The sequence below is a fragment of the Marinoscillum sp. HNIBRBA16962 genome, from assembly GCF_057801515.1.
Genome location: NZ_CM173603.1, coordinates 4808512 through 4821919, shown reverse-complemented (window position 1 = coordinate 4821919; position 13408 = coordinate 4808512). Strand labels below are relative to the sequence as shown.

The following is a 13408-nucleotide window of genomic DNA, read 5'->3' as shown; positions in this document are numbered from 1 at the left end:
TTTTTCTAATGATGTAAAGTTCCTGAATTGACCACAGGAGTGATGTCTTTATCTGCACACAATACCACCATTAAATTACTCACCATGGCAGCTTTGCGTTCATCATCCAACTCCACAATGGCTTTTTTACCAATATCGTCAATGGCCATCTCTACCATGCTTACGGCTCCTTCTACGATCTTATGGCGAGCAGCAACGATGGCAGTAGCCTGTTGTCTTCTTAGCATTGCTCCTGCAATCTCCTCCGCATATGCCAGATAGCCGATCCGCGCTTCCAGGATCTCTATTCCGGCAATGGCCAGACGTTCCTCAATTTCTTTTTCAAGGTTTTCATTGACCTCATCCAGGCCTGAGCGTAAAGTGATTTCAGCCTGCTCATCATCAAAATTATCATACGGATAACTTCCTGCCAGCTTTCTCACAGCAGCATCTGTCTGGACGCGCACAAAATTCTCGTAATCGTCTACCTCAAACGCAGCTGCATAGGTGTCCTTTACCCGCCAGACCAGGATTACAGAAATCAGGATCGGATTACCGATCTTATCATTCACTTTCACACGTTCACTGTCAAAGTTTCTGGCTCTCAGAGAGATCTTCTTCTTAACGTAAAATGGGTTTACCCAGAAAAAGCCGTTTTTCTTGACAGTGCCTATATACTCACCAAAGAGAACAAGTACGCGTGAGCCATTTGGGTTGACATAGAAAAATCCGGGGACCAGAAACACTGCTATGAGAAACGGGATGATCAGCAGTGGCATTTTTGTAATTACTATCATACCTATGGACCCGAAAAAGAGGATCAAAAAGATGACCAGCATGACATAGCCGGATATTGGGGTATGGAGTTTTTCATTCTCATTCATGATCTTATTGGTTTAAGTTTTTGATGAAATTGGTAATAGCTGGCATCAGTTCTTTTGCTAGCGGCAGGTCTGGTTGATTATATGTTGCTCCATTTTTGGCCATATCTTCCGGAGCGGTCTTCAGTACATGGTTCATTTGATCGATAATAACGAGGCTGCTCTCAGTGGCGGCGCTATCCAGTGCTCGTGCGTCATCTGTTGGTACCTGCATGTCGGTAGTTCCAGTGATGATCAGAGTAGGGATATTAAGCCTGGCAATTTCCTCCACCGGGTTGAATTGCATATAGTTTATCAGAAAAGGCTGCACAGAAGGGCGAAAGATGGAAATCAACAAGGGATTGACTTCATTTACCCGGTGGCCTTTTCTAAGCGAATCCAGGATCACTTCTGTTTCGTCCAGTAATACAGGTGCCTGTTTTTTAATTTGTTTTAACAATGTTTGGTCAATGGGTTCGGAAACCCCTGCCATACTGATGAAAGCAGAGACTTTTTCATTGCTTTTAGCCGCAAGCATTCCTGCCAGCGAGCCCTGACTATGTCCAATGATTACTATCGACTGGTGATTCAAGCTGTCCGCTAAGAGGTCTATCCAGCTTTTGGCATCCTTAACAAAGGCATCGAATGTCAAGTCAGATTCCTTTAATGCCGCTGACTTGCTGGCAGCAATCCCGCGCTTATCAATCCTCAAGCTAGAGATACCAGCATTTGCCAGGGCATCGGCTACCATCTTCAGGGAGTTATTGGTAAAGCCCATTGCGCTGTTGCCATCCCTGTCGGTGGGACCTGACCCCGGTATGATCAGTGCGGCTATCGGTGATTTGGGTTTGGTCTGAATATAAGACCCTTTTAGCGTTCCGGGATTTCCGGGTATGGAAACCTCCATTTCTGTATAGTCGCTTTGTGCGTTAGCATACCAGCCAGCGATAAAGGATAAGGCGATAATTATAAGGTGTTTCATTTCGATATGATATTAAAATGATATCATTATAAATATACGATCATTTTTTATAAAGGTTTTGAAAGCAGATCACTTTACTTTTGTGTTTTGAACAGATCGCTATGGCACAGTACAATAATTGGGAGAAGTTTTATCAGAGGTTGAATATCATTTTTCATGGCATTATCGCTACGACTATGATCCCATTTGCCTGGATTTTTCTGGAGACTCAGAAGGAGTTTCCGGACGGCCCTATGGTGACTGGCACTCCCGGGATGGTCATAAATGTGATGCTGGTTTCAGTTTGTGCAGTATTGATTGGTTTAGCTCATTTTAAGAACAGAAAGAGCATTCATGATATTCATGCGATTGCTGAAATAAAGCCTAAACTGGATGCTTACTTAAAGCGAAAGGTAATCCTCTATTCGATTTTGGAAAGCGCTGCCTTGCTGTCTATGGTGGGACTCTACCTCAGCAAGGAGCACATTTTTACAGTGATCTACTTGCTGGTTTTATTTTTCTTTTCGCTACAGCGGCCTTCGTTTGACCGGGTGAGTAGAGAAACCGGTATAACACAGGGTGATTTGAAAAAGTGGGGAGCGGAGTAGTCCAAAAAAGAATGCCCCTCAAAATTGAGCGGCATTCCAAAAAATTACCTGACTAGTGCATAATGGCACAAATAATCAACCAGGACGAAAAATTTCTCTTCAAGGAAATTTTTGTCAGGGTAAATAGAAACAACGAACTGACAATCAACTATTTGTGACACATATTAATGTAGTTTAATTCTGCAACTTAACACTAGATAAACTTTTTACAGGGTGATCCCGAACGTGATGGCATTTAGCCCGTTGCTTCCTGCAGGCCCGCGATCTTTTGAAAACACCTCATTCAGGTCGTACATGGCAAAAAGGTCGAGTCCTTTGTAGCCGATTTGTGCCCGGATACCGTATCGGAAGTTTTCCAGATAGAAACTGCCTCGCTCAATGTCTTTTTCTTTCTTTCCGTCTTCACGGTACACAAACTTAGACCTGCCGCCCAATCGGTAACCGGCATATCCACCTACACCTATTCTCAGTCCCTGCTTTTTGTAGGTTCGGAAGCTCACACTGCCCCGGTCCAGGCTTTTGACCTTCCTCCGACCTTTAGCAAAGTCCAGCATAGGCACGAAGGACAGGTTTACATAGGGAACTGAAAGTTTGCTTTTCACCGTGTTGAATCCAGTGGTGTCTATAAACTCGGTACGTTCCGATCCCTGGGTAATAAATACATCAGTATCCTGCATCTTCCAGTTGTACCAGCTGACACCACCACCCCACTCCACGAAGAGTGGTCCGGCCAGCCAGGTTTTATTTACACTGTTGAATGCGAGATACCAGCTGCCCCAGGGTTTTACGGTGTGGTTTTGACCTGTAGCATCCGGAAAATTTGAGCCTTCCATCCAGTTATTGGTACCCAGATCAACGTTAAAATAGTTTCTTGTTCGATCTATGCGGCGCTCCTGATAACTGTGTTTGGTTACAGGTATGTCATCATCCCATTCTTCTTCCAGCTCGTCCCAATCATCTGCATCTACCAACAGCTCCATGTTGCCTACCTTGATGCTGGTTTTTGCTTTACCATCTCCGATGATGATGGTGGTATCACGCATGTATTTGTTACCATCTTCGTCTTCCAGCTCTATTTTTTCTATTTTTTTGGAGCTTAAGGCGCTATTGAGGTCTTTGATCATCTTGTTGAGATCGTACTGCTGGAGGTTTTCCAGCTCGGTTCTGTCAGCAGTGTAGATCAGGATCTTGCTTTTGTTATTGAGCTCGATCACCACTGTATCACCTTCATTACCAGTATTGGCCTTGCCAACTTCAGGGCGCATCCAGAGTGTGAATGCCATCAGGGTTGCTATTACCGTTTTCATGATTCCTTTAATTTTGAGTCTGTTAGTTTTTACTGAATAAGTTGTCCTTTACGTCACGTATATCAGCCAGCAGGTCTGAGTTTGTCATTTCTTTGGCAAACGCAAATACTTTGCTGAGTTTACCCGCTTTGGTACTGTCACCAGCCATGGGCTGTTCAGAAGCGATGTACGTGATCTTGATTTTTGGCTGATCGGCCGTTGTTTTCCCATCGATGAGGACAGGTTTCGCGAAGGTTTTATTTATATCCAGCAATGGAGAATCCAGTCCTGCAATAATTAATGTAGGCATAGGTTCTTCATTGATTGCGGATTCTATTTCTTGCTTAGTTTCTGTTGCTACAGTCTGATTAGTATTTAAGATCGGGTCCTGAGATTCAGGCCTGGCTGAGGCTTTGGTCGAATACTCAATGGTCCATTTCATAGCTGGTGCCTGTACAGGGTGATCTATGGCTGAGATCAGTTGCTGATCACCCGGAGTTTCGTAGTTGAAAATAACCAGTGAAACGGTGATCAAAAGGGCAACTGCTGCTGCTATACGCATTGGGATTACCCAAACCGGTCGCTTCTTAGCCAGCTGGCTTTTCACCTGGCTCCAACTATCAGCAGAGGGAGTGACCTCCAGCTGGTCCAGATTTTCTCTAAAAAGTCGATCTAAATTAGTTGCCATTGCTATTATCTTTTTTCAATTCTTTTTCCTGTAATTCATGTAGCCGGTTTTGTAAATATTTTCTGGCCCGGCTTAGCTGAGATTTGGAGGTGTTTTCATTGATCTCCAGCATGTCAGCTATTTCTTTATGGTTGTATCCCTCTATAGCATAGAGGTTAAAAACTGTACGGTATCCTACGGGGAGTTCCGTGATCAGTGCAAGCAGGTCGGATGCTTCCAGTGTTTTCTCCAGGCTATGATAGTCCGGCTCATATTCGGCTTTTTCTACCTCCACCTCCAGTGACATGTTTTTGTTTTTCCGGATGTACATCAGGCTTTCGTTGACCATGATCCGTCTGATCCATCCTTCGAAGCTGCCTTCCCCGTGATACTGACTCAGTTTTTCAAAGACCTTTACCATGCCTCCGATCATTACATGCTCGGCTTCTTCCCGGTCATGAATGTACCGAAAGCACACTCCCAACATTTTTGGTGCGAACCGCTCGTAGAGTTCTTGCTGAGCACTGGGTTTGCCTTTCTGGCAATCCTTTAAAAGCGCTTCTTCAGAGTTCGATTTATTGATCCGCAACATGTTTAAGTTGGTATTCATAAGGGAGATGCAGGAATTTGCCCGCAGGTTGCGTGAGGGTCAAAAAAAATCTAAAAATGGTAATTTTTAAGCTAAAATTAGGAATATATATTCTGAAGGGCTCTGTTGACAGGAGATTCTTGCTATATGAGATTCGCTATGGGGCTGTCAGATTATTATTACCTTTGTGCTGGGATTAATAAATATCTTCCTTCTCTTATCCTTCTCTGGCACTGATTGATTTTTGATCTTTATTACTTCTCATCACTTGTGTGCAGATGATGATCATTACGCAAGTGATTTATATATTTCTTATTTAAATTAAATTCTATGGGCAGATCGCAGAATAGCTTCATGAAGAAGCAACGTGAAAAGAAGAAACAAAAGAAGAAAGAAGAAAAAATGGAGCGGAAGAAGGAGCGTCAGGAAAATTCTACCGGAGGTAGCCTGGACGAGATGATCGCCTATGTAGACGAATTTGGTAATATTTCAGATACTCCGCCGGAACCTCCAAAGGAGAAGAAAGAGAAAAAGAAAAATGGCAATGAAGGCGATGTAAATGAATAGGAGCATATGCTTCTATTCTATCTATTTGTCAAGGTTTCGGGATCTATGAAAACTTTATTACACTGAGCTCTTTGAAATTTTCTTTTTACTATCAAATAAAAAAGGATAGTATGATCAAAATAATCAGTAATCGAAAAATTATGCGTTTAATCATGATGCTTGTAAGGTCAACTTGTTTTTAAGTTGGCCATAATTTTACTGATAACCAGAAATTTTTCGATATTCATGGTAAATCCTTCGAAGTTTGGGTCTCAACCGAACACGAGAAAATCAGATTTGATAATCTTCTGAGAATTTGTTTACTCAATCTGCTCCTAAGTGGATCAATTATTATAATTTTCCGTTGTGGAAAGTTTTGTAGTATCGGCACGGAAATACAGACCACTCGGGTTTGATGAAGTAGTAGGGCAAAGTCATATTACTACCACTTTAAAAAATGCGATCGATAACGATCATTTGGCTCAGGCCCTCCTGTTTTGTGGCCCCAGAGGTGTAGGTAAGACCACTTGTGCGCGTATTCTGGCGCGGATGGTCAATGGCTTTGAAGCTGAATCCGGCGATGCTGCTACCAGTAACTTCAACATCTATGAGTTGGATGCGGCATCAAACAACTCTGTTGATGATATCAGGAACCTGATTGATCAGGTGCGCTATCCGCCTCAGCAGGGGAAATTCAAGGTGTACATCATTGATGAGGTTCACATGCTTTCCACCGCAGCTTTTAATGCTTTTCTGAAAACGCTGGAAGAGCCACCTTCTTATGCTATTTTTATTTTAGCCACTACAGAGAAGCATAAGGTGATCCCTACGATCCTGTCCAGGTGCCAGATCTTTGATTTTAACCGGATTGAGATCAATGATATGGTGGTGCAGCTGCAAAAAATTGCAGAGAAGGAGGGAGTTGACGCTGAGCCGGAAGCTTTGCACCTGATCTCACAGAAGGCTGATGGTGCCATGCGGGATGCGCTGTCTATTTTTGACCTGATTGTTACCTTCTCATCTGATAACAAGGTCACTTATCAAAATACCATTAAAAACCTCCACATCCTGGATTACGATTACTACTTTAAGGTTGGTGATTATTTCAGGGATGAGAACATGTCGGGTGCGCTTTTGCTTTTTGATGAAGTACTAAGGAGCGGTTTTGACGGGCACAACTTCCTGGTAGGTCTCCAGGAGCATTTTCGTAACCTGCTGGTTTGTAAAAATCCCGATACACTTTCACTGATGGAGGTACCGGAAAATCTGAAAGCCAAATATAAGGAGCAGGCGGAGGTATTGAGCTCTTCTTATTTGCTTACGGGATTAAACCTCATGAACCAGTTTGACCTGAATTATAAGCAAAGCAAAAATCAGCGGCTGCATGTGGAGCTTTGTCTGATGAAGCTTTCCCAGCTCAATCGTGCCATTCGCCTGAGTCATTCCGAGGGTTCGGGAGCCAGCTCCGATAATGGAGCAAAAAAAAAAGTAGCAGCAGGGTAGAGGAAGATACTAGCCCCGTACCTGCTGAAAGGTCTTCTGAGCAAGGTCCACCAAAACCGATCCCTCAGGCAGAAAATAAAACCGTCAGCTCCGGTCCCGCTCCACATACTCCAAAGATCAAAATTCCGGCAACCGGCGGAAACCCTGAAAATAAGGAAACTCCCAGCTTACTTCGAAGAAAAACTCAGGAGAAGACTGCAGAGGAAGTGGAAAAACCAACCCCTGTACTGGAGGAAAAGGACTCTCCTTACACAGAAGAGCAGCTGACAGAGGTCTGGAAAGGTTTTAAGGAAGAGCGGATGGATCGCGCATCAGATACCGAGAAGCTGGTGCTGGGCCGCAAGCTCATCAAGTCAGAAGATCATAATGTGAAGCTGCTTCTGGAAAGTCAGCTGGAAACCAGCATTTTGGAGAAATTTGAAGCGGACCTGATCCAATACTTACGGAAAAACCTGAACAACACGCTGATTAACATTGAGAAAGAGGTCAGCGAGCAGGAGCAGTCCAAAAACCTCTATACTTCGAAGGAGAAATTTGAATACATGGCTCAGCAAAATCCCGAGCTGAGGAAGCTGAAAGACCGGTTGGGGCTGGATTTTGAGTATTGATTTTGTGATTAAATAGTTTTTTGCTAAAAAAAATAGTTTTTGCTAAAAAAATAAGCTAAATTTATTAGTATGAGTACTGGTAAAATTAACAATCGAAAAGATCTTCTATTACTTGTTTTATTTTCTCCAGGAATAGATTCAGTTCCTAATCAACCGATTGAAGGAAGGACAAAACTTATAAAGGCTATTTTTCTATTTAAGAAAGAAGTGTGGAAAAAATTCAAAAAAGACATTGAAATTGAAGATGAAAAAATGTACGAGTTTTTTCCTTGGAATTATGGGCCATTTTCTAAAGAAATTTACGAAGACATCAATTTTTTTATTCTTCATAAATTCATCGAAGTTGAGATAGGAGGGGAAATGGTTATTGAAGAAGCTGCTGAATGGAACCATTGGAGACAGACTACTGGAGTAGATGATGATGATAATGAATTTTTAAAGGAAAATATTAGGCTAACCGAAAGAGGTGTTAAGTTTGCTGAAGAGTTGTATGAAACGTTAAGCCAAAATCAAAAAGAAATATTAAAAGAGTTCAAATCTAGAATTCAAACGATAAGTTTGAGAGCACTTTTAAAATATGTCTATCGAACTTATCCTGATCAAATAACCAAATCTACCATTAAGGACCAAGTGTTATAGAAATGGATTTTCCCTTCGAATTAAACTATATAAATTCCCTTTTAGCTATTTTGCAATTTTCCCTTGGCTTGACTGGAAAAATGCAAGCATTCGTTAATATTGATAAGGTGAAATTAAATATAGTAGAAATAGAGGAAAGGCTTAAATCGAACCTGAGGGAAAGATTAAATTATCTTCTCACACTTCAATTTGATTACGGTCCTACTCGAATTAATGGCATGGAAAATGATCATCCAGATCTTATTTATGAGTTTATTGAAAGATCTTTAATTCAACACCGACAGTATCAAAGAATAAGATTGTGGAAGAACTTGATTACAGTTATGAATAAAATTTTATTCTATATTAGCCTACTGGCAATTTTAATTCTGCTGACTGGATCAATTCCTGTTTTCGAGAAACATATTTTTGGTTTGTCTATCTTTTTGATAGGCCTGGAAGTTTTAATTATAGCTATAGTATTTAATCTCAAGGAGATGATCGAGAAAGTTGAAATATAGAAATGAGTGAGAAAGATTTAGTTGAGAGATTGATTAATCAAATTAAGCATGACCATTTTGACTGTGTATATCGGGAGGTCCCCAATGGTGGACAAAGTGTAGATATCGTATATAGTAATGAGGAAGATCTGGTATTTATAGAAGTAAAGTTAGCTAATTGGAGAAGAGCCCTCAAACAGTGTGAAAAGCACTTTTTAGTAGCGGATGAAATATATATAGCAATAGCTACAAAATCAATTAATCAGGAGTTTCTGGAACTCGCAAAGAAAAAAGGGATAGGAATTTGGCAATATGAAGATGGTTCATTTAGGAAAGTTGTTGATTCTAGAAAGAACCAAGATGTTTGGCGAGCACAGAAAGATGTTATCCTGAACTATTTGGATAAAATTAAGAATAGTCAAAATGCAACATTGGATGACTTTCGGTACGTTTGCTGAACAAAGTTACTTTGCGTATCCTAATAAAGATACTTATGATGGAACGATAATAAACGGGAATATGGCTAGTTATGCTCCAGATGGAATAGCTGGTTTTATACTCGAAAAGAATCGAGAAAATTTCCCTTATATAATTGATCCATATACACATTCTTTTCAGCATGATTTAAGGCATATCACAACTGATCAAAATGAGTTGAAAAGTTCAATTAGAAGTCTTGCTGATAATTTGGGAAGTGTAATTAGTGAAAAGGCAGGAGTTCGTCCCTTAGTCCCAGATGATTTTTCAAGTTCTGAAGCGCAAAAGGATTTAGTAAATGCATGTTTAAGCTTTCAAAATAATATTCTTGCTTCTAAAATTAAGTCAAATGAAAATCAAAAGTATTTGCTTTTTGAAGCGGAAAATGATTCTACTGATAACCCCCCCTATTGTTTAATTGCCCCTTATTTTTACCTCAAAGAGGCCACTATTGATAAGTGGCTACCGTTAAATATTAATTTAGCTAAGCTTGCAATTGAAGACAAGTCAGAATATAACAATAAGATATTCGTAAGTATAGTGATTACAAAAGGTATTTTGACTAACCCTGTAGAAACAGATAAGATAGTTGATTCATTTAAAGACTTAGAGGTTGACGGTTTTTTATTGTGGATAGATAATCTCCAGGAGCAAACGGCTACCCAATTGGAATTAAGGTCATTAAAGGATTTTTCATCAAAGTTATTATTAGCGTCTTCAGATAAAGAGGTAATAAATCTTCATGGAGGCTATTTTTCCGTTACTCTTTCAAATAAAAATCTAAAAGCTCCTTCATTTAGTGGGATTGCGCATGGCCCTGAGTTTGGAGAAACTAGGGCTGTTGTACCTGTTGGAGGTGGGATACCAATTTCAAGGTATTACATTTATGGTTTGCATGACAGGATTAAGTATTCAGAAGCAGCTTTGATTTTGCAAAGGCTTGGTTACTTGAATGATTTGGATGCCTTTTATAAGAATATTTGTGATTGTCAAGAATGTAAAAATGTAATAGGTGGAAATGTTGATAATTTTACTTTGTTTGGTGATTCAAACACAAAATATGTAAAAAGAGGGGCTGGTTTTGTGACAATGGAATTTCCTAAAACTGAAACTAAAGAACGGTGTTTAAGACATTATTTAAATATGAAGGTCAGAGAGTATTCTTTCGTAAATGAGTCCTCCATAGATGATGTGATCAGTGAACTCAATGAGTCATCTAGAAAATATCAAGAGATTTTGGGTGACTCTGTGACCTATTTGGATAATTGGTCAACTATTTTGGCCCTGGGTTAATTTAATTGGTACTATTTTTTTATTACCTTCAGCTCCTGTCCCACAGAAAGACTGGTGGATTCCAGGTCGTTAAGCTCCATGAGTTCTTCCACGGTCATATCAAACTCCCGGGCAATCTTGTAGAGACTATCTCCTCCCTTCACAATGAACGTAGCATATTCTGACGCTGGCTTAGTTTCATTTTCTGAGTCATTTGAGATGGCAAGTGATATCCTCTGACCAATAGCAAGGGCTTCTCCTGGTTTCAGGTCATTCCACTTTTGAAGGTCTTCTACGGTTATTCCGTATTTTTGTGCAAGCTCCCAAAGGGACTCACCAGCCTGCACAATATGGTTCTTTGCAGTCTGGCTGGTTTCCTCCATGGTCTCTTCTCGCGGTTGAGTTTCATCCGCTTTATTTCCCAGACTGACCTTCAGTTTTTGTCCTGGGCTGATAGTCCCGCCTTCCAGGTCGTTCCATGAAGTCAGGTCTTCCACGGTTACGTTATACTGCCGGGATATGCCCCATAAAGTTTCACCAGCCTGGACTATGTGATGACCAGAGGAGGTCTTTGCGCTTTCTTTTGAATGTGTCGATATATCAGGTTGTGATTCATCTTCTTCTGTTGCCTGAATGGGTTGGATATCCTTATCTGTTTTTAATCTAAGGTTCAGGCCCGGTTTTATTTCCTCAGCAGTATTCAGTTCGTTCCATTCAAGGATCTGAGCCGTGCTGAGTCCGTAAAATGCAGCAATACCTGCCAGTGTTTCTCCTTCTTTTACCGGATGGTATTTGAAAAGGGTTACTTTCTCCAAAGGCTGATTGGTGGGCACCCCTGGGGGAGTGGAACCGGAAACCCTTTCCTGATTTGTTGCAGGTTGTTTTTGAGAAGGCTCATTATTTGGATCTTCTTTTACTATCGGTCTTACAGGTTCTTTGCGAACCGGCCTGGGTTTAGGCTTTGGTATATCCTCATATTGGATGGGTTCATCTGCGTCCCTGTTTTTTCTCAGCCAAACCACTCTTCCCGGCTTCACCGGATCGCTCATTTCCATCCGGTTTTTCTTGGCCAGTTTCTTCAGTTTTACGCCGTACTTTTGGGATATGTCCCAAAGAGATTCCCCGTACTGAGCCACATGAAACCGTATAGGAGACCGGTTTCGCTTTCGCTGGGTGTAGTAGATCCCACCTGCTTTGAGTTCTTGCCCTGGTCTGAGATCGTTAAATTTCTCCAGCTTGCTGCCTGAGACCCGGGTTTTCAAGGCAAGTTTATCCAGGTTGTCTCCCGGAGCGGCAATGACCGCATCCTTGCCATTTATCTCTATCTCCATTGCCTTTTCATTGATGATTTCCCCTGTAAGCACTTTTGGGTAAAGGACTTGTTGTTCCTCTTTGGTTCTGGTAAGAGGTGCAGTTATGTCATCATCTTTTATTTTGGGCACCTTCCCTTTTATTGGCAGGATGACAGTGTAAACTTTGTCGTCAGGGATTTTGCCATGCCTGAGCCACTTGTTATAATCTTTTACGATTTCTCTGTCTACATTATACTTATCTGCAATGTCATCCAGGTGCTTATTGGCTCCTTTAGTGTACTCCACAAGTTTAAGACCTTCTGAGTGAGGCTGGCCTATTTCGTCACGGAAGGCAATCACATGAGCAATGAATCGAAGCACATACCAGTGCGTGTGCTTATCTATGGTCATTTTGTCTTTCCCATAATTGGATTTGTCAACAAACCGCTGAGCGCCTCCAGGACCAGTCATATACGCATTTACAGCATAGATCCAGTTGTTGAAAAACATGTTGTTTCGCTTGAAATACTGAGCAGCTCCATGAGAAGCAGAGACGATATTTTTACGCTCATCCACTTTATTGTCCACCCGCAGCCCTACTTCTCTCGCTGTGAAGTCTTTGAACTGCCAGTAACCTACCGCATCGGAGGTGGATACTGCATCGGAAATCAATGCGCTTTCCTGTACTGAAAGAAACTTGAGGTCATCCGGCACACCTTCTTCCTTAAATACCCGCTCGATGATGGGAAAATAGAGGTTGACGCGATCCAGCTTGATCCTGAAGTATTTGTCAGACGCTCTTAATGCATTGACATCTTTCTGGATCTCCTTCCGGGCATCATCCGTGATTTTGAGCTTCATTCCTGCGATCTCTATGGAGGAAGGAACCTGGGGGATTTCATTGGATTGCCAGGCATGGGCAGACCCTGCGAGAAAGATTAAAAGACTTACAAACGCTTTTCTCATCTTTTTCTTAAGATCATAAGTCCATCCCGGATCGGGAAAAGTACATTTTCAACCTCACTACTTTCGTGAACCATTTTATTAAATGCCCTCATGGATTCTGTGGCCTTATCTTTTGTTGAAGGATCGGTTACTTTTCCGCTCCACAACACATTGTCTACTATAATAAAGCCGCCTTTTCTTACCTGTAGGAGGGTTTGCTCAAAGTATTTTGGGTAGGACTCTTTGTCAGCATCGATAAAAACCATATCCCAGGTATAACTCAGGGTAGGAATGATTTCTTGTGCATTGCCCAGAATAAATTCGATCTTTTTACCATGTTCGGAGGAATTGAAATAACCTCTCACTTTTGGCTCCAGCTCCTCGTTTACATCGATAGTAACCAGCTTTCCATCATCTTTTAGCCCCTCAGCAAGGCAAAGTGCCGAGTATCCGGTATAGGTGCCTATCTCCAGGATAGCCTTAGGCTGTACCATGTGAGATAGCATAGCCAAAACCCTGCCCTGCAGGTGGCCGGAAAGCATTCTTGGTTTTAAGACGTGAAGATGAGTATCCCGATTAATCTTCTTCAGAAGATCTGACTCTTCCTGGGTATGTGCAGTGACGTAAGCTTCCAGCTCCTCAGGTAAAAAATCCATAGGGTAAAATTATAGAAAATTGAAGACGTTTCTGTACGGTC

Annotated in this window: 15 protein-coding genes; 8 read left to right on the top strand and 7 right to left on the bottom strand. The window is 41.5% G+C overall.

The features are described 5' to 3' along the window. Nucleotides 1–5: 5 nt before the first annotated feature. Nucleotides 6–863: an SPFH domain-containing protein gene (locus AC3E9V_RS20090; protein ID WP_488749955.1), complete on the bottom strand. Its 858-nt coding sequence runs from the start codon at nucleotides 861–863 to the stop codon at nucleotides 6–8. Nucleotides 864–867: 4 nt separating this feature from the next. Next, nucleotides 868–1821, bottom strand: a complete 954-nt coding sequence (locus AC3E9V_RS20085) for an alpha/beta hydrolase (protein ID WP_488749954.1) — start codon at nucleotides 1819–1821, stop codon at nucleotides 868–870. A gap of 101 nt (nucleotides 1822–1922) precedes the next feature. Here AC3E9V_RS20085 and AC3E9V_RS20080 point away from each other — a divergent pair, with 101 nt between their 5' ends. After that, nucleotides 1923–2408 (top strand): hypothetical protein, encoded by a 486-nt coding sequence (locus tag AC3E9V_RS20080; protein WP_488749953.1) that lies wholly within the window; start codon nucleotides 1923–1925, stop codon nucleotides 2406–2408. A gap of 206 nt (nucleotides 2409–2614) precedes the next feature. Here the strand turns inward: AC3E9V_RS20080 and AC3E9V_RS20075 are convergent, their stop codons facing one another. From AC3E9V_RS20075 to AC3E9V_RS20065, 3 genes are read right to left on the bottom strand one after another with little or no spacing between them, the layout of a single operon-like run. Then, nucleotides 2615–3715, bottom strand: coding sequence for a hypothetical protein (locus tag AC3E9V_RS20075; protein ID WP_488749952.1), 1101 nt, complete (start codon nucleotides 3713–3715; stop codon nucleotides 2615–2617). A gap of 22 nt (nucleotides 3716–3737) precedes the next feature. Beyond that, a complete protein-coding gene (locus AC3E9V_RS20070; protein ID WP_488749951.1) occupies nucleotides 3738–4382 on the bottom strand; it encodes a hypothetical protein in 645 nt (214 codons plus the stop codon). After that, nucleotides 4372–4971 (bottom strand): RNA polymerase sigma factor, encoded by a 600-nt coding sequence (locus tag AC3E9V_RS20065; protein WP_488749950.1) that lies wholly within the window; start codon nucleotides 4969–4971, stop codon nucleotides 4372–4374. Before AC3E9V_RS20065 ends, AC3E9V_RS20070 begins: the two co-directional genes overlap by 11 nt. Before the next feature lie 333 nt (nucleotides 4972–5304). On the opposite strand from AC3E9V_RS20065, the gene AC3E9V_RS20060 reads away from it, so the two are divergent. From AC3E9V_RS20060 to AC3E9V_RS20030, 7 genes are all read left to right on the top strand, one after another. Then, entirely contained in the window at nucleotides 5305–5517 is a 213-nt protein-coding gene (locus tag AC3E9V_RS20060) for a cold-shock protein (protein WP_488749949.1), read from the top strand. Between the two features lie 345 nt (nucleotides 5518–5862). After that, complete coding sequence (gene dnaX / locus AC3E9V_RS20055; RefSeq protein WP_488749948.1) at nucleotides 5863–6999, top strand: DNA polymerase III subunit gamma/tau; 1137 nt, start codon at nucleotides 5863–5865, stop codon at nucleotides 6997–6999. Between the two features lie 206 nt (nucleotides 7000–7205). Continuing rightward, nucleotides 7206–7607: a DUF8493 domain-containing protein gene (locus AC3E9V_RS20050; protein WP_488749947.1), complete on the top strand. Its 402-nt coding sequence runs from the start codon at nucleotides 7206–7208 to the stop codon at nucleotides 7605–7607. Between the two features lie 69 nt (nucleotides 7608–7676). Beyond that, nucleotides 7677–8246: a hypothetical protein gene (locus tag AC3E9V_RS20045; protein WP_488749946.1), complete on the top strand. Its 570-nt coding sequence runs from the start codon at nucleotides 7677–7679 to the stop codon at nucleotides 8244–8246. A 2-nt stretch (nucleotides 8247–8248) separates the two neighbouring features. Next, nucleotides 8249–8746, top strand: coding sequence for a hypothetical protein (locus AC3E9V_RS20040; RefSeq protein ID WP_488749945.1), 498 nt, complete (start codon nucleotides 8249–8251; stop codon nucleotides 8744–8746). A 2-nt stretch (nucleotides 8747–8748) separates the two neighbouring features. Next, on the top strand, nucleotides 8749–9183 hold the full coding sequence (locus tag AC3E9V_RS20035; RefSeq protein ID WP_488749944.1) for a hypothetical protein: 435 nt from the start codon (nucleotides 8749–8751) through the stop codon (nucleotides 9181–9183). Then, the gene (locus AC3E9V_RS20030; protein ID WP_488749943.1) at nucleotides 9149–10495 is read left to right on the top strand and encodes a hypothetical protein; all 1347 of its coding nucleotides are present in this window, start codon (nucleotides 9149–9151) and stop codon (nucleotides 10493–10495) included. Before AC3E9V_RS20035 ends, AC3E9V_RS20030 begins: the two co-directional genes overlap by 35 nt. An 11-nt stretch (nucleotides 10496–10506) precedes the next feature. Here AC3E9V_RS20030 and AC3E9V_RS20025 read toward each other — a convergent pair whose 3' ends face one another. Both AC3E9V_RS20025 and AC3E9V_RS20020 read right to left on the bottom strand, forming a co-directional pair. Next, on the bottom strand, nucleotides 10507–12732 hold the full coding sequence (locus tag AC3E9V_RS20025) for a LysM peptidoglycan-binding domain-containing protein (RefSeq protein ID WP_488749942.1): 2226 nt from the start codon (nucleotides 12730–12732) through the stop codon (nucleotides 10507–10509). After that, entirely contained in the window at nucleotides 12729–13367 is a 639-nt protein-coding gene (locus AC3E9V_RS20020; RefSeq protein ID WP_488749941.1) for an O-methyltransferase, read from the bottom strand. Before AC3E9V_RS20020 ends, AC3E9V_RS20025 begins: the two co-directional genes overlap by 4 nt. Nucleotides 13368–13408 lie beyond the last annotated feature (41 nt).